Origin of the sequence: Winogradskyella sp. PG-2, from assembly GCF_000828715.1 — a bacterium.
Lineage (GTDB): Bacteria > Bacteroidota > Bacteroidia > Flavobacteriales > Flavobacteriaceae > Winogradskyella.
The window spans coordinates 510,260-531,189 of the sequence record NZ_AP014583.1 but is presented as its reverse complement, the minus strand read 5'-3'; the positions used below and the strand labels follow the sequence as shown (position 1 = coordinate 531,189).

Annotated in this window: 20 protein-coding genes; 7 read left to right on the top strand and 13 right to left on the bottom strand. The window is 31.6% G+C overall.

Annotation, left to right across the window (positions count from 1 at the left end; translation table 11 throughout):
- Positions 1-6: 6 nt before the first annotated feature.
- Genes WPG_RS02385 through WPG_RS02375 form a run of 3 tightly spaced genes read right to left on the bottom strand, consistent with a single transcriptional unit; the run spans position 7 to position 3,777 of the window.
- Entirely contained in the window at positions 7-2,322 is a 2,316-nt protein-coding gene (locus tag WPG_RS02385; protein ID WP_052471128.1) for a TonB-dependent receptor domain-containing protein, read from the bottom strand.
- Positions 2,315-3,202, bottom strand: coding sequence for a FecR family protein (locus tag WPG_RS02380; protein ID WP_045468887.1), 888 nt, complete (start codon positions 3,200-3,202; stop codon positions 2,315-2,317). Before WPG_RS02380 ends, WPG_RS02385 begins: the two co-directional genes overlap by 8 nt.
- A 59-nt stretch (positions 3,203-3,261) precedes the next feature.
- The gene (locus WPG_RS02375; protein WP_045468884.1) at positions 3,262-3,777 is read right to left on the bottom strand and encodes an RNA polymerase sigma factor; all 516 of its coding nucleotides are present in this window, start codon (positions 3,775-3,777) and stop codon (positions 3,262-3,264) included.
- A gap of 104 nt (positions 3,778-3,881) precedes the next feature.
- Here WPG_RS02375 and WPG_RS02370 point away from each other — a divergent pair, with 104 nt between their 5' ends.
- The 3 genes from WPG_RS02370 to WPG_RS02360 all read left to right on the top strand — a co-directional run bounded on the left by WPG_RS02370 (position 3,882) and on the right by WPG_RS02360 (position 8,588).
- Positions 3,882-6,158 carry a hypothetical protein gene (locus WPG_RS02370; RefSeq protein WP_045468882.1) on the top strand — a complete coding sequence of 759 codons (2,277 nt, stop codon included), beginning with the start codon at positions 3,882-3,884 and terminating at the stop codon, positions 6,156-6,158.
- Between the two features lie 182 nt (positions 6,159-6,340).
- Complete coding sequence (ffh, locus tag WPG_RS02365) at positions 6,341-7,672, top strand: signal recognition particle protein (protein ID WP_045468880.1); 1,332 nt, start codon at positions 6,341-6,343, stop codon at positions 7,670-7,672.
- A gap of 31 nt (positions 7,673-7,703) precedes the next feature.
- Positions 7,704-8,588, top strand: a complete 885-nt coding sequence (locus WPG_RS02360; RefSeq protein ID WP_045468878.1) for a bifunctional 5,10-methylenetetrahydrofolate dehydrogenase/5,10-methenyltetrahydrofolate cyclohydrolase — start codon at positions 7,704-7,706, stop codon at positions 8,586-8,588.
- 339 nt (positions 8,589-8,927) lie between these two features.
- Here the strand turns inward: WPG_RS02360 and WPG_RS02350 are convergent, their stop codons facing one another.
- From WPG_RS02350 to WPG_RS02300, 10 genes are all read right to left on the bottom strand, one after another.
- Positions 8,928-9,350, bottom strand: coding sequence for a VOC family protein (locus WPG_RS02350; protein WP_045468873.1), 423 nt, complete (start codon positions 9,348-9,350; stop codon positions 8,928-8,930).
- Between the two features lie 109 nt (positions 9,351-9,459).
- Positions 9,460-10,179: a tetratricopeptide repeat protein gene (locus tag WPG_RS02345; RefSeq protein WP_144374403.1), complete on the bottom strand. Its 720-nt coding sequence runs from the start codon at positions 10,177-10,179 to the stop codon at positions 9,460-9,462.
- Positions 10,172-10,336: a hypothetical protein gene (locus WPG_RS18155; protein ID WP_171817145.1), complete on the bottom strand. Its 165-nt coding sequence runs from the start codon at positions 10,334-10,336 to the stop codon at positions 10,172-10,174. Before WPG_RS18155 ends, WPG_RS02345 begins: the two co-directional genes overlap by 8 nt.
- 60 nt (positions 10,337-10,396) lie before the next feature.
- The gene (locus WPG_RS02340; protein WP_144374402.1) at positions 10,397-10,873 is read right to left on the bottom strand and encodes a helix-turn-helix domain-containing protein; all 477 of its coding nucleotides are present in this window, start codon (positions 10,871-10,873) and stop codon (positions 10,397-10,399) included.
- A 936-nt stretch (positions 10,874-11,809) separates the two neighbouring features.
- Positions 11,810-12,700, bottom strand: a complete 891-nt coding sequence (locus tag WPG_RS18315) for a YybH family protein (RefSeq protein WP_197539931.1) — start codon at positions 12,698-12,700, stop codon at positions 11,810-11,812.
- Positions 12,701-12,777: 77 nt separating this feature from the next.
- Positions 12,778-13,545 (bottom strand): 23S rRNA pseudouridine(2604) synthase RluF, encoded by a 768-nt coding sequence (rluF, locus tag WPG_RS02320; RefSeq protein WP_045468864.1) that lies wholly within the window; start codon positions 13,543-13,545, stop codon positions 12,778-12,780.
- A gap of 21 nt (positions 13,546-13,566) precedes the next feature.
- The gene (locus WPG_RS02315; RefSeq protein WP_045468862.1) at positions 13,567-14,394 is read right to left on the bottom strand and encodes an alpha/beta hydrolase; all 828 of its coding nucleotides are present in this window, start codon (positions 14,392-14,394) and stop codon (positions 13,567-13,569) included.
- Positions 14,395-14,399: 5 nt separating this feature from the next.
- Positions 14,400-14,768 carry a cupin domain-containing protein gene (locus WPG_RS02310; protein ID WP_045468860.1) on the bottom strand — a complete coding sequence of 123 codons (369 nt, stop codon included), beginning with the start codon at positions 14,766-14,768 and terminating at the stop codon, positions 14,400-14,402.
- A gap of 40 nt (positions 14,769-14,808) precedes the next feature.
- A complete protein-coding gene (locus WPG_RS02305) occupies positions 14,809-15,366 on the bottom strand; it encodes a hypothetical protein (protein ID WP_045468857.1) in 558 nt (185 codons plus the stop codon).
- 20 nt (positions 15,367-15,386) lie between these two features.
- Positions 15,387-16,925, bottom strand: a complete 1,539-nt coding sequence (locus WPG_RS02300) for a helicase HerA-like domain-containing protein (protein WP_045468854.1) — start codon at positions 16,923-16,925, stop codon at positions 15,387-15,389.
- Positions 16,926-16,983: 58 nt separating this feature from the next.
- Here WPG_RS02300 and WPG_RS02295 point away from each other — a divergent pair, with 58 nt between their 5' ends.
- The 4 genes from WPG_RS02295 (at position 16,984) to WPG_RS02280 (ending at position 20,861) form a co-directional block, all read left to right on the top strand.
- Positions 16,984-17,430 (top strand): Rid family detoxifying hydrolase, encoded by a 447-nt coding sequence (locus tag WPG_RS02295; RefSeq protein WP_045468851.1) that lies wholly within the window; start codon positions 16,984-16,986, stop codon positions 17,428-17,430.
- A gap of 29 nt (positions 17,431-17,459) precedes the next feature.
- A complete protein-coding gene (locus WPG_RS02290) occupies positions 17,460-18,092 on the top strand; it encodes a 7-carboxy-7-deazaguanine synthase QueE (protein ID WP_045468848.1) in 633 nt (210 codons plus the stop codon).
- 94 nt (positions 18,093-18,186) lie between these two features.
- The gene (locus WPG_RS02285; protein ID WP_045468845.1) at positions 18,187-20,220 is read left to right on the top strand and encodes a sensor histidine kinase; all 2,034 of its coding nucleotides are present in this window, start codon (positions 18,187-18,189) and stop codon (positions 20,218-20,220) included.
- A complete protein-coding gene (locus WPG_RS02280; RefSeq protein WP_045468842.1) occupies positions 20,217-20,861 on the top strand; it encodes a response regulator in 645 nt (214 codons plus the stop codon). Before WPG_RS02285 ends, WPG_RS02280 begins: the two co-directional genes overlap by 4 nt.
- Positions 20,862-20,930 lie beyond the last annotated feature (69 nt).

Genomic DNA, 20,930 nt, shown 5'->3' with positions numbered 1-20,930 from the left:
TTTGGATTAGAAGCTTATTCTAAAACTTAAATTTGGTGTAAATTTTAACGAGCGATTATCAATTTCAATAATAGAATCATCCGAATCGAACGTATAATACCTATTAATAAAGTTCTTTTGGTTAAAAATATTCCAAATTGAAGCTCCTACTTCCGCCTTTATTTTTTTAGAAAATTTAAAATTGTAGATGGCCGAGATATCAGCTCTAAAATAATCATTAAGTCTAGAGCTATTGGGCGACTCATATTCTATATTTGAATTAGTTGTGGTTTGCGTGTCAGAAGGATTAGTATAAGGTCTTCCAGAATGCCAGTTCACACCAAAGCCAACTTTGAAATTATCTAAATTGTAAGTTAAAGACGCATTTGCAACATGTCTTAAATCTAATGTGTTAGGAAAAGCATTACCATTATTTAAAACCTCAAATTGGTAATCATTTTTACTAAAAGAATAACTCAACCATGTACTAAAATTATTAAAGCGTTTATTGATTAAAAAGTCAATACCTTTTACTGTATATGAACCAATATCATTGGTGAATTGAAACTGATTTTGAAAACCTTGGCTACGAGCGGTAATACCATTTACACCTTTATAATATCCTTCTAAAGACACTAATAAATTATTTTGGTTGTAGCTTAAACCTATAGAAACTTGTTCACTAGTTATCAAAGGAACATCATCAGCGTTTGCTAATTGCCAACGTCGTTTTTCTATGCCAAAAAAGTCTTGTTGTAAATCAATGATTTGTATAATAGATTGACTCTTTAGTTCTCCTAGAATCTCTAGCCTAAAATGGTCCCAAAATTTTTGATTGATAGTAAATCTTGGCTCTATTAAAAACTCTGCTAGTTTTCCAAAATAATTAATTCTAGACCCAAACCTAATATATGTGTTTCGTGTATTTGAGTACCATTCAATTTCACCAAAAATGGCATGAGTTCTTATTATTTCTTTTATTAAACTTGTAAAATCAGGGTTAATAACATCTTCAATATTGGTAACACCAACTTCATTAAATTGATAACCTCCGTTGAATTTAGCATTATCGCTAAACACATTAGAAATATCTAGCCTAATACCATAATCTTCAACTTTATTTTCCTGAATTAGACGTTGAAAATTGGTAATATTATTATTCTCCGCATCTAAGTCGTAGTTAGAATAATAAACTTGAACTGCAGTATTAACCTTATTGTTCCATAACTTAGAATAGGTGCTACTTATTCCATAGCTCACTTGTTTTAAATCACTTCTTGTAGATTGAAAATTGTTATCTGAATTAACAAATACCTGATTGTAATCTAAATTATTATAAATATTAAGAAGATTGATACGTAGCTTTGATGTTTTATCTATATCGTATAAAAATTTAGCGTTAAAATCGTAAAATAAAAAGCGTTCATCTAAAGACAATTGCGTATTAATATTGTTTGATGCATTTAATTCTGAATCATTGAAAATACGATCAAAATATGAGTCGTATGTAGTTGAAGCCAGGATATCTGTATACGAACGTCTGGCAGACAATTGTAATTCTGTTTTTGGTGATAATGGGATTTTAGTAAAACCATCTGTACTTAAAAGATTACCACCTATTCCTGCATTAAATTTTTGATCTAAATCATCTTGATGTTTTATTGATATAGTGCTAGAGACGCCGTTTCCGTACTTAGCACTTGTGCCATTTTTTGAAGCACTAATATTTTCAGATAAATAAGGATTAAAGGCAGAAATTAACCCAAAGAAATGACCAGTTTGGTACATTCTTATGCCTTCATATAGAATTAGATTTTGATCATTAGTACCTCCTCTAACATTAATATTAGAAATACGTTCATCTACACTAGTAATACCTGGTAAGTTTTGTACAATCTGTAGAACATCTGGTTCAATTAGTCCTGGTAAAATATTGAATGTTTTCGTGTTAACTTCAATAGTTCCGTTGTTCGTTTTAGAAATTCCTTTTGTAAGGTAGTTGTTAACCACGACTTCTTCAAGTTGTTGAATTGTGTCACTAGTATTGGATATTTGCTTTGGAGTAATCGTTATAAAACGATCGCTTAAAACTTCAAAATTAAGTTGAGTCACAAGTTTCAATTGATTGAGAGCTTGTTCCAAGGACAACTCCGGGTATAATGGTGCAATGGAAATATTCTCAATGGTTTTAGTCTCAAAAGAAAACTTAATATTATAACGAGTTTCTAATTGACTTAAAATTTGGGCAATTGGTTGTTTTTCCTCTTGGTTCTGACTAAAAGTTAGGTTACAAAAGGCAATAATTAGAATATAGAAAACTAAACTTCGTAATCGTTTATTCACGCTTTAGTAAGATAGATTTTTCTGATTTGCTGTAGCTTAAATTTAAAGGTATTGTAACAGACTGCAATGCTAAATCTAAATTTTTGTGCGTAAAACTTCCGGTGAACAGACGAGATGTATCAATATTATCAGAATCTATTTTTAAACTATATTGATTTTCAAATTCTGAAATGACATATTTTAGAGGTACACTCTTAAAGCTACTTTCACCACGCAACCAACTTGGTTGCGCAGCGTTTTCTTTTTCTTGAGCAAGTAGTTTCCCATCTATAATTCTGAATGTAAATCCTGGGTATAATTTTACGGTTTTATTATTATGAGTAACTGCCACTAAGCCTTCATAGCAATTGACTTCAAAGTAAGATTTTCGTTGCTTTACATTAAACTGTGTACCTAAAACAGTTATAATTCCATCTTTAGTAATCACATCGAATTTTTGCCCTTTAGCAACTTTAAAAAAAGCTTCTCCATTTAATTTTACTTCTCTGCTAGAGCTCCATTTATTTTTATTGAATGTTAAAAACGAATTAGAATTGAGATCAATCGTTGATGCATCTGGTAGAGTAATGGTTGTTTGATGTGCAATGTTGGTGTTAAACTCTGTATTTAAAGTTGTTGTATAGTAGTAAATGCTAAAACCTAAAGCTAATACTACTGCTATTCTCATTAAAGGCTTTAACCATTGCGTTGATTTATTTTTAAGTTGAGGTTTTAAGGTTGTAAAATTACCCTCAATAGAAAAGTCTGGAGCTTTAAAATCTTTAAAAGCGGTATCCATTAAGATTAATTCTTTATAATCTTCTAATTGTTCAAAAGCTTTTTGCTCTTCAGTATTTAGGTTATGATCTAACCATTTTTTTATAAGTTCCTCTCTATTCATAATATAACTTCATCTATATAACAGCTCTATTGTAATTTCTCCTACCTTTTCTATATATGTTATAGTTCATTAATCTCTTGTCGTAATTTTTTTAAAGCTCCGTAAATACGTTTTTCTACGGCTTTGGTAGAAATATTTAATAACTCAGCTATCTCTTTAAATCGTTTTCCTTCAACTCTATTTAGCAAAAAGGCAACACGTTGTGCTTCAGTTAAATTTGCAATTGCATTTTGAAGTTTTTCGTAATATTCTTTTTCTTGCAACACAAATTCGGGTGATTCATTTGTAGCATGCTTTTGTGGTTGTTTATGATATTTTAAAACAACTTTTTGATGTGCTACTGCATTTAGCATTAAGTTATTTGCTGTGGTAAATAGATAACTTTTTGCTTTTGAAGGTGCAATTTTACCACAATTTTGCCAAAGTTTAATAAAGGCTTCTTGGACTTTGTCTTGAGGGTTTAAATGTTCGCCAAACTTATAATACAGAAAGTCATGAAGATTTTTCGCATGTTTTTTATACAAGCGCTCAAATAATTTTGATTCACAAATATTTTCTTGCAAGTTTTTACTCATGGCTTTTTATAAGCGCTACAAATTATAAATAATTTTTTTAAGAATTAGGTAGGAAATTAAAAGGGAAGGCTGTTTTATAATAAATCAATTGAATCAACAGAATCATGAAAACGAAAAATAATTACCTACTAGTTTTCTTCCTTTTTGCCCTTTTAAGCTTTACAGCCTGTCAAGATGAAGCTACGGAAATCAATAATCCAGATCTACAAGAAACTATTGATCCTAATTCTACTTTAGGAATGTTAATTAGTAATACAACAGCAAATTATGGAGCTGCAGATAATATATTAGATGGGTCTAGTTGCTTTTCAGTTGAATTACCAGTAACAATTGTTATAAGTGATATTACAATAGTCATAGAGACCGAAGATGATTTAGAGCAATTAGAAGATTTGTTTAACGATTTAAACGATGACGATGATTTTTTAGATTTTGTTTTCCCAATTACTTTAATATTTAGTGATTATACAGAGTTAGTAATTGAAAATGAAGATCAACTTGCTAGCTACATTAATACATGTGAAGAAGAAGATGATTTTATTGAATGTGTTGACTTTGTATATCCTATTTATTTTTCAGTATTTAATTCAGAATTTAACCTAATAGATACTATAATTATTGAAAATGACGAAGCACTTTATGAGTTTTTCGAAGATTTAGAAGAAGACGAAAATGTATTGATAGTAAGTTTAAATTATCCAGTAATACTAGAATTTGCAGATGGGGAAACTCTTGAAGTGGATTCTAACGAAGCATTAGCTGAAGCAATAGCATCTGCAGAAGATGATTGCGATGATGATGAAGAGGAGGGTTGTGAAGAAGAAGAAATCACATTGAATCTTGTAGAATGCCCTTGGGAAGTATTTTTATATATAAATGATAACCTAGACGATTTGGATGGACCATATATTTTCACTTTTAGTGATGATGGGATTTTAGTTATAGACGGAATTACTGATCAGCCGAATACAACAACTTGGGAGCTTTCTGAAACAGATAATGGGCTAGAACTTAATATTGCTTCATTTTATTATTATGAGCAACAATATGGAAATTGGTTAGTCATAGAATGTGATGATAATGAATTAAAGTTTGAGCATCTTACAGTAGAAGGGACAGGATTGTTTTTTGAACAAGATTGTGAAGATGATTTAGATTGTTCAATTACAGATATTAGTAGTATTTTACAAGAGTGTCCTTGGGATTTCTCTAATGAGATGGATGCTTATGATAATTACCAAATGGTTTTTAATGCCAATGGAGAATTATTACTTCCTGAAGGATTGGCAGTATCAGCAATAGGTGGTTACTGGAGCTTAACCGCTAATAATGAAGGAATCATTCTTACAATATCTGAATTAACGGCTTTTCAAGAAGACCTTGAAGGAGATTGGTTAATTGTAGAGTGTAATGATGATTATATAACGATAGTTAAAGAGAATACAGTAATTGTTTTAGAACAATATTGCCAAAATGATGAAGATGTGTTTAATTGTTTTAGTGATTATGAATTGGTAGAATGTGCTAATGATGCAGAAGAAGCCGAGTTTAATATAAGTGCAAATACAATAGGTTTAACCGATTGTATAGAGAGTTATATACCATCGTTTCATATCTCTTTACCAGATGCAGAAGCAAATGTTGGTGCGATATCAAATACAGAATCTTACGTATCTACAAGTGGGCAAGTCTATCTAAGAATAGAAGCAGAGAGTGGAAATTTCGAAGTATTTAGTATTTACCTTAATGCCTTTGAATGTAATATGTTTGAGTGTTTTGAAAGCTTTGATGCCGTCATTGAATTGTGTGATGAAGGAAATGATGGATTTGAAATATTTAATTTAACCATTGCATTTGCAAATTGTACACCTAGTGCTAATGTTGTAACGTATCACGAAACTCTAGCAGATGCTGAGGATGGTGCAAATCCTATTGCAAATCCAGAAGCATATACAAACATTGCTATTGAGCAGACCATTTATGTAAAAGTTGAAATAGATAATCAATTCCAAGTATTTCCCATTCTATTATTGTTAGAAGATTGTAGTCAAGCAGAGTGTTCTGAAGAGGATGTAGATGCCTTCTTGTTAGAATGTATCTGGAATGCTGTAAACTACAATGGAAGTGACAATCTAATGGAGTGGAATTTTCATTTCGAAGCTAATAGCCAAATCGTAGTAATATATACTGATTCTCAAACAATAGATGCCACTTGGTCAACATCTCAATCTAGTGTTGGTGTTGTAGTATCATTTTCAAATGTTGCTGGACCAAATATTCAAGCAATAACCGGAGAATGGTTAGTGGTTGAATGTGAAACAGATCGCTTAGAACTTCATAGAGGAGATGATATTTTAGTATTAGAAAGAAATTGTGAATAAGAAGAAAACCCGCTGAAAGTTAGTAATTTTAGTAAGTTTAGTTGATGAAAAGAGTCGCTTACCGTAATGCGACTCTTTTCTTTTTATTATATTCAAATATAATAGGCCAGATATTTATAAATATCCAATTCGTTTATCTCTTGTAATTTCATAAATTTGCAACTTCTAAAAGAGATGAGATTATGTTCAATAATTTAAGTGATAAGTTAGATAAAGCGTTACATGTTTTAAAAGGTCATGGGAGCATTACGGAAGTAAATGTGGCAGAGACATTAAAAGAAGTAAGACGTGCGCTTTTAGATGCCGATGTTAACTTTAAAATTGCAAAAGAATTTACTAATAGAGTTAAAGAAAAAGCTTTAGGTCAAAATGTATTAACGACACTACAACCAGGTCAATTAATGGTTAAAATCGTTAAAGATGAGTTGACCGAACTTATGGGTGGTGATGCAGAAGGTCTTAACCTCGCTTCAACTCCAAGTATTATTTTAATGTCTGGTTTACAAGGTTCTGGTAAGACCACCTTTTCAGGTAAATTGGCTAATTATCTTAAAAATAAGAAAACAAAGAAACCTTTATTAGTTGCTTGTGATGTATATCGTCCGGCTGCGATTGATCAGTTACATGTTGTTGGTGACCAAATCGGTGTTGAGGTTTTTAGTGACAGAGGAAATAATGATCCTGTTGCAATTTCACAAGCTGGTATTGCTCATGCTAAAGCTAATGGTCATAATGTAGTCATTATTGATACTGCTGGTCGTTTAGCTGTAGATGAAGCCATGATGACTGAAATATCAAACATTCATAAAGCTATTCAACCACAAGAGACATTGTTTGTTGTAGACTCTATGACAGGACAAGATGCAGTCAATACAGCTAAAGCTTTTAATGATATATTAAATTTTGATGGTGTAATTCTAACCAAATTAGATGGTGATACTAGAGGTGGTGCTGCTATTTCTATTAAGTCGATAGTTAATAAACCTATTAAGTTTATTGGAACTGGTGAAAAGATGGAGGCTATTGATGTGTTCTATCCATCACGTATGGCAGATCGTATTTTAGGAATGGGTGACGTTGTATCTCTTGTTGAACGTGCGCAAGAGCAGTTTGATGAAGAAGAAGCAAGGAAACTACAAAAGAAGATTGCTAAAAATCAATTTGGATTCGATGATTTTCTGAAACAGATTCAGCAAATCAAGAAGATGGGTAACATGAAAGATTTAATTGGTATGATACCAGGCGCAGGAAAAATGATGAAAGGTGTTGATATAGACGATGATGCTTTTAAAGGTATTGAAGCCATAATACATTCTATGACTCCAGCTGAGCGTTCTAATCCTTCAATTATTAATTCTAGTCGTAAAAAGCGAATAGGTAAAGGCTCTGGTACATCAGTACAAGAAGTAAATCAATTATTGAAACAGTTTACACAAATGAGTAAAATGATGAAAATGATGCAAGGTGGAGGCGGAAAACGTATGATGCAGGCCATGAAAAATATGCCAAGATAGACACATAAGATTTAATAAATACTACCAATAGATGACAATTTTAGACGGAAAAAAAGTAAGTAATGACATTAAAAATGAAATTGCTGAAGAAGTTAAACTAATGAAAGCTAATGGTGAGAAAGTACCCCATTTAGCTGCAGTTATTGTTGGTAATGATGGTGCTAGTTTAACCTATGTTGGAAGTAAAGTTAGAGCCTGTGAGCGTATAGGATTTGAATCTACTATGGTTCGGTTATCTAATACTACTAGTGAAATAGAACTATTAGATAAAATTGAAGAATTGAATAATAATGACGATATAGATGGTTTTATTATTCAGTTACCACTTCCACCACAGATTAATACGCAGAAAGTATTAATGGCTGTGAATCCAGATAAAGATGTTGATGGTTTTCATCCCATGAATTTTGGGAAAATGGCATTAGATATGTCAACATTTATTCCTGCTACTCCTTTTGGGATTTTAGAGCTTTTAGATCGTTATGGAGTTGAAACAAAAGGGAAACATACAGTTGTTATTGGTAGATCGCATATTGTTGGTCGTCCAATGAGTATTTTAATGGGTCGTAAAGGATTTCCTGGAAATTCAACGGTGACGTTAACTCATAGTCATACCAAGAATATTACTCAAATTACCTCTCAAGCAGATATTATAATTTCTGCATTAGGAATTCCGAAATTTTTAAAAGTAGAAATGGTTAAAGATGAGGTTGTTATTATCGATGTTGGTATTACTCGTGTACCAAATGACTCAGAGAAGGGCTATTATATTACTGGTGATGTAGATTTTGAAAACGTAAGTAAGAAAGCAAGCTTTATTACACCAGTGCCTGGTGGAGTAGGACCTATGACAATTGCTATGTTATTAAAGAATACGCTTTTGGCAAGAGAGCAACATAGAAAGCATAATAGATAATCTATATTTTGGTTATGCAACTACTTAATATCGCTCAAAATTCTGTTGCGATTGGTAGTTTTCAGCATCTTTTACTTCATTTTTGTTTTTAAAATGAAACCCGTTTTAAAAAGTGTCTTTAAATCTTTTTTAGCACTTCAGTTATATGTGGTGCTTATGATAGGGCTAAATTATCTTTTAGATGCCAATTATTTTTATTTAAGAAAAAAGCCTAAATCAGCATCAGTTTTAGATTATTTTGGTGAATGGCCTTACTATATATTAGTAGTGCAATTAATAATAATTCCATTATTTCTAATTATTTATTTATCATTCTATCTTTCAGAAAAAAGACGAAAATTATTTAGCAAATAACTGACCCTTATCTTTAAAAGCCTTAAATTCTAATGCATTACCAGATGGATCATTAAAAAACATCGTTGCTTGTTCTCCCAATTGTCCTTCAAATCTAATATAGGGTTCAATAATAAATTGAATGTCTTTAGATTTTAATTCCTCAGCAAATTGATGAAATACATCCCAGTCGAGCACAACTCCAAAATGAGGTACAGGAACAGCTTTCCCATCTACAGCATTAGTGTGTGAATCTTCCTTTGTTTTAGATTTATAATGAATAACTAATTGATGACCGAAAAAATCATAATCTACCCAATGGTCACTACTTCTACCTTCATCTAGGTTTAAAGTGTTAGTATAGAAATTTCTGCATTTAGATAAATTGTCTACAGGAATAGCTAAATGAAAGGGCGATAAATTGGTCATAATATTTGGTTCATTTAGAGTTTAAAGATAAAATAAAAAAACTTACCAAAACACTAGGTTTTAGTAAGCTATAAAAAAATCGATATAACCATTATCAACTACAATAAAATTAATCTTTTTGTTTTCTTTTATATAAGCCATCAAAAGCTAAAGTCCATGTTTTTCCTTTGTCATTACTGACTTCTTGTGTTTGCCTAACAGTATCTTCAGTTTCATTAAAAGTATAAACCATTCGATACCAAGGACCGTTGCCTTTAGCAATCAATTGCATGTCTCCAGTACTATATTGTTTTGGTTCTTCATAATGGCTTACACCTCCACCGGCAACCCAATTTTGTTTCCATTTTTTGTTAGAGGAATCATAATAACTAATTGAGTTACCTCCATTACTCCCATTTGGTCTCCAGTTTTCTAAGATGCCACAATCTCCATTGGTTATTGTGATACTACTTTCTGCAATTTTTTGATTTTGAGAATAGACATCCCATTCACCTAACCAAAAATCAAATTTTCTATAATTATTATCAAACTTGCAAGGGTTAGCACGTTTGTACATATTGTTTTTAATTTTTTTAAACCGAGAATCATCTTTTAACGGGTCGAAAGCAGGTTGGTCTAGTTGATTATAAAACCCTACGTTTAAACTATCTAATATCTTTAGTTGTGAGAAAGCTTTTTCTGTTTGTTTATCTGCAGTATAGCTTTGTGCTAGTCTTAATACTACAAAAGGCCCTTTTAAGCCATTGATTTTTGCAGTTTTAAAATTCTTAATAGCTTTTTTATGCTGATTTAAATTGGCATAACTATAACCCATATAGTAATTAGCCATTGAGTCTTTTTGGATTAGTTTTTAGCTGTTTTTTAGCCGTCTCTATAACCTTCTTATATTTTTTATTTCTAAAGTCTGGTTGATAAGGATTACTGTTTTGAGCAAACGAGCCTAGAACTAAAAATAATATTAAGATTACTGTTAACGTTTTTTTCATGATGATGAGTTTTAAAATCTACTCTAAGTAACATGAAAATATGAATTAATAAGTTTGTAATTATAAATGTTTACTTTTTTTAAATTCTGAAGGTGTACAGTTGTGTTTTTCTTTAAAGGACTTATAAAAGGTGACTTTGTTGTTAAAACCAACATTAAAGTAAATGGTTTTAATACTGTGGTTCTTATCAGCTATTAATAATTTTTCAGCTTCTATTAGACGATAGTCATTTATAAAATTATTGAAGTTTTTACCAGATTTTTTATTAATAACTTTAGATAATAAGTGCGCAGAATAACCAACTTTATCTGCAAGGTTTGCTAGTCTGAGTTCATTATTAGTGAATGGTTTTTCATTCTCAATATAATTAACCAAATTATTGTAAAATTCATTAATTAGGTGGTCTTCAAAAGTTTCGTTTTTATACTTTATTGGAAGAAATATATTAGCAAAAAATTCTCCATTAAAAATTTCTGGCTCTTTGTAAACAAAATAACCTATAGTATAAATAGCAATGGTCATTGAGATTGAAATCATATAATCCCATTGTTTATTAAAAAATGAAAAATTTACTAATACATAGTATGAGATATAAGAAGCCAAGAAAATTGAGTAAAGCGTAAGTAAAACTTTTATCCATTAATAGCGAATTTTTTCAAACTCTGTTTCGGTTTTATTATTTTTTTTGATGAGCCTTAAAATCAAAAAAAAGTAAATCATTAAATGGCTTATAATTAAAATGTAATTGGCAAAGAATGTAAATATTGGACTAAATCCAAACTGGTAATCAAAAATGTAGCGACACCAAATAACTAAAGTTAGAAAAACCCATAGCACTGTAAGTATAAAATGAAGAGCAAAATATTTCATTTTTATATTATATAGTTTATGGATGTATAAATACAGAAGTGGCCCTGTAGAATAATAGCCGATAAATTGAAATGAATTAAAATAAGAGATTATGGTATTGTACTTTGTCCAATATAATACATATGAAAATAGAATAGCAGAAAATGACAATACTAAAAATGCAATAGGATAATTGCGTTTATTCTTATTAACCATTAAAATGCCAAACAAAAAAAATCCCATTGCGACAGCAAATAGAAATACCGATGTCAAAGTGTCAAAAGAAGGTGTTTGTTGCATGCTTAAAACTAAAGTAAGTAAATACCAGTTATTAAGGTTTAGTATTATAAATATTTACTAAAAAGTGATTGATCTAATTGGCAATTTGTCATTTAATAATATCGTATCAGACAACTTATTTATTATAATCTTTTTAAGATAAAACAAAAAAAAGCTCACTAAACTTTAAGTTATAGTGAGCTATAAACAAATTGATTTAACCATTATCAACTACAATAAAATTAATCTTTTTGTTTTTATTATCTGTTACTAAATTTAGTTTGGCGGACTTGAAACGTTATTCCAAATGTCTAAATATATTTTCCAGTCGCCATCTATTTTTTTTCATACTATTATGTCTTGGCCTTGCCAAGACACTTCTTTTTTTTCTTTAGTGAAAGTTTTGCCTTCGTAATAACCGTAATCGTAGGCTGTATTATGTTCAATATATATTTCTGAAGGAGTTACTTTGTGATGGAGGATTTTCACACCCTTAGGAACAGTCCAGTAGTTTTTTAAATCCGTTTTACCAGACATAATTTGCCTATTGTTTGGAAAAATTTTCCCATCATTTGTGTACATATTTGCTAAGGCTTCAACATCACTATTCATATAAGCTTTTGAAAAAGCTTTGATATTATTTTTAATGGCATCTAAATCAGAATTGTTTTTAGCATCTCTAGTGCAATCAATTTTCCATGTAGCAAAAGTGGTAGTTTCAGTTTTATCCGTCCATTCACCAATCCATTTGTAACCTAGATCACTAATATCATAGAACGTTAAGCGAAACCAGCCTTCCATTCCGTTTGGTGCTTTTTGATTGCGATATAATACAATTTTACCATCCTCAGTTTTACTGCCTTCCCAAGTCGGTAATTTAGTTGATGGTGAGCCAGAAGCGTAATAATGAACATACCATTTACTACTATCTGTAATAAACTGATGTATGCTCCCAGAATGTTTGCCATCTGCTTTTATAGTTTCATCTTGCACAGCCATGCCATTCATTATGTATTTCCATTCCCAGGTCATGTCAACAGAATCAGCCCAAGTTTGGTCTGGATTTCTAGATACCGATTTACAATTGCACTTTCCTATTAAGGATTGGTAATCTTTAATTTGTTCTGGGGCTTCAGGATTTGGTAATCCAAAAAGGTTAGTAGCAGAAACAGAATAATTATTTTGAGAATAAGCCGTAAAAGTGATTAGAAACACTATTGACAGGACTGACTTCATTTTGATAATGATTGATTAAATAATCAGTTCTAAAGTTAGAGATCATCGATCTAAATCAATTGTTAATTAAGATTTAATTAACGTCTGTTTCTTCTTTGAACCTGTTGTTTTGCCTCGAATGTCTTTTTAGATTCAATTATCAATTCACTTAGAGTTTTGAACTCTTCTTTTGTGAGTTCACGATATTTCCCAAGAGGCATATCGAGTTTAATATTCATAATTCTAATACGTTTTAATGTTTGAACTTCGTAATTAAGATATTCACACATTCTACGAATTTGTCTATTTAGACCTTGGGTAAGGATAATACTAAAGGTGAACTTGTCTATTTTTTTAACCTCGCATTTTTTAGTGCGTTTGCCTAAGTCTTCAATATAAATACCACCAGCCATACGCTCAATAAATGTTTGAGAAATAGGTTTGTCTACAGTAACTACGTATTCTTTTTCGTGATTGTTACTAGCTCTAAGAATTTTATTAACGATATCTCCATCATCAGTCAGTAGAATTAACCCTTCACTTGGCTTATCTAATCTACCTATTGGGAATATACGTTTAGGATAATTGATATAGTCAATGATATTATCTTTTTCAACTCTTGTATCTGTTGTACAAACAATACCAATTGGCTTGTTAAAGGCTAAATAAACGAAATCATCTTTACGTCCTCCAATAATTTCTCCATCCACTTTGACGATATCTCCAAGAGACACCTTAGTTCCCATTTCTGGTACCAAATCGTTGATGGTTACTCGACCAGCATCTATTAAACGATCTGCTTCGCGACGTGAGCAGTAACCTGCTTCACTGAGGTATTTATTAAGGCGTTTCAAATCTTCAAACATGTCGTAAAAGTACAATAAAGATTAACTATTTATAAACTCAACTATTCGTGGAGTCAGCGAAGTATGTTTTAACCCGTGTCCAAAACCTTTAGTAGTTATCAATTCAGAGTTTTTATAATGACTTGCAAATAATTGTGCATCTTCATAAGGGATGATTATGTCTTTTTTATCGTGAATAATCAAACCTTTGGCTTCAATAGATTCGGTAAAAGTAGCTGCAGAAAAATAGTCTACAGGTTTACCAAAGCGTTCTAAAACAATATGATCTAAGCCATTAGAAATCCTATTATTGAAACCCATCATTGTTTTATATCTAGAAAATACCCCTATAAAATGTGCTGGTGCACCAAGTAATACCATTTTATTTACGGAAGTTAATTGATGATTATGCATACAAAAAACACTTGCCATACCACCTACAGAATGCCCTATTATGATTTCGGGCTGAAAATTTTGAGCGACGACATTTATAAATTCAGAGTAAAGAACCGCATTAAATTGTTTGCCTCCAGAACGACCATGAGCAGGTGCGTCTAATGCTAGAACGTGGTAATCTTGAGCTTTTAAATCCTCTAAAATATATTCCCAACGTGACGTATTACTTTCCCAACCATGCGCTAGTAATATTTTTTTTCCTTTGCCTACCCATCGATATGTTGCGATATCTAAATTATCATATTGAAACTCTTGAAAAAATGCAGAATGAATAATCTTACGCTGATCGTCAGTATAACGTCCTTTTCGTGGAGAAGCAAATAAATCTATTGCTTTTTCAGAGGCATACTTTGAAGAAATTAGACTTGTAGCATTTAACACATTGCCTATTGATTTTATAAGGAAACTACTCATATAATTTACTCTCTATTTACAGAATCTATTGAAAATGCTGGCAAGCATATAGCAATATATTCACAAGGTTCTGCAAATGGATTAGAGTATTGCAATCTTGTTTGTTTTTCTACTTTTATGGATTGTCCAGCTTCTAGAACTATAGTTTCGTCTTCAATAATAAATTGTTTTTTTCCTTTAATGATAAAGGTATATTCATCAAATTCTGGTGTCTGAAAGGGTTCACTCCAGCCAGCAGGCGCTATCATGTGCGCAATACTAAGGTTAGAATTACCATCACTTGCCAAACCAAAATGCTCTTTAATAACTTTTCCATCAGTTGTAGGTACAACAAATGGAGTCGTCTGTAGTGTATATTTTTTTCCCTCTTTCATATTTTGCTACTTACTTGTAAGCTAATATTTTAATATATGATTACCAGTGTACCATAAAAAATTTAATTTTTGCTTTTTCTGGAATTTGAATTGCATCAATAGTCATATCCATATCAAAACGCATACTTGCAGGTAGCTCTTTTTTATCAATAGTAAACGAAGCGTTAATTTCATTCACTGATATAACAATAGAATTAATGAGATTATCAATTTTTGAAACTTTATAAGCCGCTTGTAATTCTCCAAACGTACTAATTGTAGAAATATTTTTTTCCGTTTTATAGCGCGAGTCGATAATACGAACACTAGAAATAACAGAAGTAGAATCTAAAGCTTCTTTTGGTGATAAGTCCAATAGTTTAAGACCACCTTTTTCATAAACTTCAATACTATTTATAGAACCAGCAAATTCATCACCAGCAATATATCTTACTACAGAGTCGTTGCTAAAAATAGTATCTAACTCTTTTACTTGCGTAGAATCGGTAAGTAATCCGATATTATTTTTTTCAATTAAAAACGGATTAGGTTTGCTGTCTTTTGCACAGCTCGATAATAATAAAGCGCATATTATTATCACACAAAATGTATTCTTCATATCTAAGATTTAGGGTTATATTATTTAAGCATTTTAGTTAAAATACCTAAAACACTTCGAATTACCGTAGGACTAGATAAAACTTTAACAATAGGGTTTTGTCTAGAACTACGTCTTCTAGAAGAACTAGATTTTCGTTTGCTTTCGGTACGTTTTAAAGCGTCTTGTTCTTCTTTAGCTTTTTGTTTTGCTTCTTCTGCTTCTGCCAATTTAATTTTTGCATTAAGCATTTCATAAGCACTTTCTCTATCTACTTCTTTGTTATATTTTCTAGCGAGTTTAGATTGTGCTAATAAATTACCTAGTTCAGCTTCCGTTAAAATATCCATACGACTCATAGGAGCACGCATCATGGTTGCTGCTAATGGAGTTGGTTTTCCTTTTTCATCTAAAGCAGATACTAAAGCTTCACCAATTCCTAAAGAAGTTAATACTTCTGCAGTATCATAATAATCAGTGTCGGGATAGTTTTGTGCAGTTAACTTAATTGCTTTTCTATCTTTAGCAGTGAATGCTCGCAGTGCATGCTGTACTTTTAAACCTAACTGACCAAGAACAGCCTCTGGCACATCTGTTGGGTTTTGAGTTACAAAATACAAACCAACACCTTTACTACGAATTAGTTTTACAATACTTTCAATTTGGTTTAATAAGGCATCAGACGCTTCATTAAATATTAAATGGGCTTCGTCAATAAACATAATAAGTTCCGGTCGCCCACTATCTCCTTGTTCTGGGAAGGTAGAATAAATTTCTGCTAATAAACTCAACATAAAAGTTGAAAACAGCTTTGGTTTATCTTGAATATCCGTAAGTCTTATGATATTAATATAACCACGTCCATTCTCGTCAACACGCAATAAATCTTGAGTATCAAAAGAGGTTTCACCAAAGAAGATATCTCCTCCTTGTTGTTCTATTTCTACGAGCTTTCTTAATATGGCTCCTGTAGAAGCCGTAGAGATTCTTCCATAAGCTTCTTCAAATTCTTTTTTTCCTTCACTAGTTGCATATTGAAGGATTTTCTTAAAATCTTTAAGATCTAAAAGTGGTAGTTGATTATCATCACAATACTTAAAAATCACGGATATAATCCCAGCTTGTGTTTCTGTAACACCTAGAATTCTAGATATTAAAACTGGCCCAAATTCACTAATGGTTGCTCTTAATCTAACACCATCTTGCTCTGACAAGGTCATAATTTCTACCGGAAATGATTTTGGATCAAATGGTAGACCAATTTTTTCGTGACGTTCATCAATTTTTGGATGTCCTGGACTTGCTTTTGCCAAACCACTTAAATCCCCTTTTATATCCATTAATAAAACGGGTACACCTTTTTCTGAAAGGTTTTCTGCTAAGACTTGTAATGTTTTGGTTTTACCTGTACCAGTAGCACCAGCAATTAAACCATGTCTGTTCATGGTTTTAAGCGGTACATTAACATAAGAGTTAGTCATGGTTTCACCATCTAGCATCGCAGCCCCTAAAGTGATATAGTGACCTTTAAATGTGTTACCGTCAGCTATGTCTTTTTTGAATTTGTCAGAATTACTCATTAGTCAGAATATTTGCATAAAAATAACGTAATTTTAGTCAAGTTTAAAACCTAGTAAAATGAAGACAAAACTTTTAATATTTATGAGCCTACTTTTTATTGGTTTTCATTCTTGTGAAGGTTCTGATTCAGAAATTATATTTCATCAATCTCATGAACCAAGTAGAGCAAATGTTCTATTTAGTGATGCCGTAGAAACTGATAATCAATTGTTTCTGACTGGGCAGATTGGTAAGGATCATAAAAAAGGGACTTTAGTTCCTGGAGGTATTGAAGCAGAAACCAAACAAGTCATTGAAAATATTATAGACGTATTAAAATATCATAATTTGTCTTTAGATCAGGTTGTGAAATGCACTGTGATTCTGAAGGATATCAACGATTTTAAAGCATTCAACTCTGTTTACTCACAATACTTTACAAAAAAACCTGCACGTACTACATTTGCAGCAGCAGGTTTAGCAGGTGGAGCAAGTATAGAAATCGATGTCATTGCTGCGAAATAACAATAACTTTTAAACTATCTTTGCAGACTATGACAAGACGAGAAAAACAAGCCCTTATAGATAAAGGTCATTTATTGCCTTTAATGGAAGAATTTTACACCATCCAAGGTGAAGGATATCATAAAGGAACTGCAGCATATTTTGTAAGAATAGGTGGTTGTGATGTAGGTTGCCATTGGTGCGATGTTAAAGAAAGTTGGTTGGCAGAATTACATCCACCAACAGAGACTTCTAAAATTGTCGAGAATGCGGTAAAATATAGCAATACCATCGTTGTAACTGGTGGAGAGCCTCTTACTTGGGATATGGGTCCTTTAACTGAGCAATTAAAGGCTAAAGGAGTACAAACGCATATAGAAACCTCTGGTGCGTACAAACTTACAGGTCAATGGGATTGGATTTGTTTGTCACCAAAGAAAATGAAATTACCAACTGAAGAGGTTTATAATGAAGCTCATGAGCTAAAATGTATTGTCTATAATAAAGATGACTTTAAGTTTGCCGAAGAACAAGCTGCTAAGGTTAATAAAGATTGCATTTTGTATTTACAACCAGAGTGGAGCAAACGCGAAAAGATGATGCCGCAAATTGTAGATTATGTGATGGCGAATCCCAAATGGAAAGTGTCCTTACAAACCCATAAATATTTGAATATACCGTAAATATTTTATAGAATATATCTTATAGTTTGCGTACTAATGTCGGAATAACCAAACTTATAGTTTTATTTAAAAGGGTTATCTTTATAAAATCCTTATGAGATATTTTCTGTCTATTATTATCTTTTTATTTGGCTCGTATTTATTCGTACAGGACCAAGGTGATGAGCTACAATCTAAAATTGATTTTTTTAATTCGAAAATCAAACAAACTGATAAGGCTGAGCGTCTCATATTAATGGATAGTCTTACAAGACTTACATATCGCAATCCCGAGTACAAATATGATTCCATAGTGCGACAAACCATTAAATTGGCAATAGATTTAGATTCTTTGAGTTTAGCAGCCAATCAAGTAAAGGATTTAATAGACTTTTATAATAATTTTTTAGGTAAACCAGAAGAAGGACTTAAACTATTCAATACTTATATAGACAAATTAAAAGATGGTGCGGACTATAAATCTGTTGGCAGAATTTATTTAAATGCAGCAGACAGTTATTACTATACAGGCAATATCGATAAATCTTATGATTATTACTCAATCACCAAAGACTACGCTCTAAAAGCAAAAGACCAACAACTATATGGATTGGCGACAATGTATACGGGTTATAATCAATCTGAAACGGGCAAGTTCGCTGAAGCGTCTCAAAGTTTAAAAGAGGCTTCACAAATATTCACAAGACTAAAAGATACCTCAAATAGCGTTGCGGCTAAAAATTCACTAGCAATACTCTACAGTAAAAATGCTTTTTATGATGAGGCCGAAAAAGTACGAAATGAGGCTATTTCACTGATAGGAAACACGAGTAGATACATAACCTTGAGTAATTTATATTACAATGCCTCAGTAGATTATGATAGAAAGGGTGATATCGAAAAACAATTAGTTAATATCAAGGCTGCCTTTTTGGCGAATAGTAAAACAAATAACGCATTTTTAAGAAAGCCATATTTTTTAGTGCAACTAATTGCGGCATATTGCAAAAATGATAGCTTAGTTATTGCAGAAAAATATTTTCAAGACTTAAATACTTTATATTTAGAAAAAAAGTCTCCTGAGCTAAGAGAAAAATATTTAAAGGCAAAAAGTATATTGTCTTTTACAAAAGGTGATTATGAAGAAGCTGTGAAATATGGTAATGAGTTCCTAAACATATTAATTAACAAAAAAGTATATTCTATTGAAGAAATTTCCTTGGCAGAACAATTTTTGGCAAGTGTCTATGAGGTCAAAGGCGATACTGAGAATTATAATAAACATCTTTTAAAACATTACCAGTTAAAAGATTCTATTTCAAATATTCAAAATGTAAAATCGTTGGCATATTACCAAACTCTATACGAAACTGAAAAACGGGATTTGGAGATAGAAAGGCAAAAAGCTAGTATTAGTCAATTAGATTTTGAGAATAAAACTAAAACTCAACTATTAATTTTTAGTTCTTTAGGGTTGTTAGTCTTATTTGGTAGCATTATGGTATACCGCTCTTTTCTGAGTGCAAAGAAAAGAGAACAGACACATCAAGAATTTTCTCAAGAACTTATTAAAACCCAAGAGAAAGATCGAATACGTATTGCAAAAGAACTTCATGATAGTGTTGGCCAACAAATCACTTTACTAAAAATGAAAGCTCAGAATACGGACCAAGTTGTACTATCTGAATTAGCACACAATGCTTTAGAAGAAGTACGGAGTATTTCTAGGAATTTGTATCCCATTACATTAACAAAACTAGGTCTAACGGATAGTATCGAGCAATTGTTGTTAGATTTAGATGAAGAATCAGATCTATTCGTATCGGTAGAAATTGACGACGTTAATACCAATTTTGATAGAACGGAATCCCTTAATTTTTATAGGTTCATTCAAGAATCTGTAAATAATGTATTAAAACATGCCAAAGCCAAAACTTTAATCGTAAGTATAAATAAGCAAAAAGACGGTATTAAAGTCTTAATTAAAGATAATGGACAAGGCTTTGAAGTCAAAGAAATGATTAAACAAAATAGCTTAGGCTTAAAAACCATGGCAGAACGCATAAGTATGTTAAAAGGAAACCTATCTATAAAAAGTAAACCAGGCAAGGGTACATCTTTATTAGTTCATATACCAGTTTATAAATGACCAACAAACTTACACTCGTGGTTGCAGACGATCATCCTTTATTATTAAAAGGTTTAGTAGATCAGTTAAAGGCCTATAATTATAATCTAATTGCTTCTGCGGAGAATGGTGCTGTGGCCCTCAATAAGATTGTACAATTACAACCAACTATAGCGATTTTAGATGAAGAAATGCCATTGTTAACAGGGTTTGAGGTTATTAAAAAGTGTAAAGAAAAAGATGTAAAAACTAAGTTTATAATTTTAACCTCACACAAGGAGAAGGCCTTTGTTTACAAAGCTAAGAAATTAAATATCTCTGGTTATATTATTAAAGATGAACCTTTTTTAGAACTCCATAAGTGCATACAAAGTATAAGTAATGGTGAGTCTTATTTTAGTGCCATTTTTAATAATGTACTTAAGACAGAGGTAGTACCAGAACTTCAAAAGATTAAGTTTTTATCACCTTCAGAGCGTACTATTGTACGCTTGGTAGCCCAAGGTTTATCCTCAAAAGAAGTTGGCGAACAACTCAGTGTATCAAGCAGAACTATAGAAAAACACCGTTCTAACATTATTAACAAACTTGGTTTATCACCAGATATGGACGCCCTTTCTAATTGGGCAAAAGCCCATAAAGAGTTTATATTCTCAATATAAATCGTAGACCAAATTAAGCCACACGCGTTTCTTTAAAACCATCTCAGGCTTAGTCGGCCTGTATTTCAA

What these genes read in the sequence shown, in the direction of transcription:
- rluF (WP_045468864.1), bottom strand. Translation starts at nt 13,545, where the DNA reads ATGTTTGAAGATTTGAAACGCCTTAATAAATACCTCAGTGAAGCAGGT.
- WPG_RS02360 (WP_045468878.1), top strand. Translation starts at nt 7,704, where the DNA reads ATGACAATTTTAGACGGAAAAAAAGTAAGTAATGACATTAAAAATGAA.
- ffh (WP_045468880.1), top strand. Translation starts at nt 6,341, where the DNA reads ATGTTCAATAATTTAAGTGATAAGTTAGATAAAGCGTTACATGTTTTA.
- WPG_RS02370 (WP_045468882.1), top strand. Translation starts at nt 3,882, where the DNA reads ATGAAAACGAAAAATAATTACCTACTAGTTTTCTTCCTTTTTGCCCTT.
- WPG_RS18155 (WP_171817145.1), bottom strand. Translation starts at nt 10,336, where the DNA reads ATGAAAAAAACGTTAACAGTAATCTTAATATTATTTTTAGTTCTAGGC.
- WPG_RS02340 (WP_144374402.1), bottom strand. Translation starts at nt 10,873, where the DNA reads ATGATTTCAATCTCAATGACCATTGCTATTTATACTATAGGTTATTTT.
- WPG_RS02375 (WP_045468884.1), bottom strand. Translation starts at nt 3,777, where the DNA reads ATGAGTAAAAACTTGCAAGAAAATATTTGTGAATCAAAATTATTTGAG.
- WPG_RS02280 (WP_045468842.1), top strand. Translation starts at nt 20,217, where the DNA reads ATGACCAACAAACTTACACTCGTGGTTGCAGACGATCATCCTTTATTA.
- WPG_RS02350 (WP_045468873.1), bottom strand. Translation starts at nt 9,350, where the DNA reads ATGACCAATTTATCGCCCTTTCATTTAGCTATTCCTGTAGACAATTTA.
- WPG_RS18315 (WP_197539931.1), bottom strand. Translation starts at nt 12,700, where the DNA reads ATGAAGTCAGTCCTGTCAATAGTGTTTCTAATCACTTTTACGGCTTAT.
- WPG_RS02345 (WP_144374403.1), bottom strand. Translation starts at nt 10,179, where the DNA reads ATGGCTAATTACTATATGGGTTATAGTTATGCCAATTTAAATCAGCAT.
- WPG_RS02305 (WP_045468857.1), bottom strand. Translation starts at nt 15,366, where the DNA reads ATGAAGAATACATTTTGTGTGATAATAATATGCGCTTTATTATTATCG.
- WPG_RS02295 (WP_045468851.1), top strand. Translation starts at nt 16,984, where the DNA reads ATGAAGACAAAACTTTTAATATTTATGAGCCTACTTTTTATTGGTTTT.
- WPG_RS02285 (WP_045468845.1), top strand. Translation starts at nt 18,187, where the DNA reads ATGAGATATTTTCTGTCTATTATTATCTTTTTATTTGGCTCGTATTTA.
- WPG_RS02310 (WP_045468860.1), bottom strand. Translation starts at nt 14,768, where the DNA reads ATGAAAGAGGGAAAAAAATATACACTACAGACGACTCCATTTGTTGTA.
- WPG_RS02300 (WP_045468854.1), bottom strand. Translation starts at nt 16,925, where the DNA reads ATGAGTAATTCTGACAAATTCAAAAAAGACATAGCTGACGGTAACACA.
- WPG_RS02315 (WP_045468862.1), bottom strand. Translation starts at nt 14,394, where the DNA reads ATGAGTAGTTTCCTTATAAAATCAATAGGCAATGTGTTAAATGCTACA.
- WPG_RS02380 (WP_045468887.1), bottom strand. Translation starts at nt 3,202, where the DNA reads ATGAATAGAGAGGAACTTATAAAAAAATGGTTAGATCATAACCTAAAT.
- WPG_RS02290 (WP_045468848.1), top strand. Translation starts at nt 17,460, where the DNA reads ATGACAAGACGAGAAAAACAAGCCCTTATAGATAAAGGTCATTTATTG.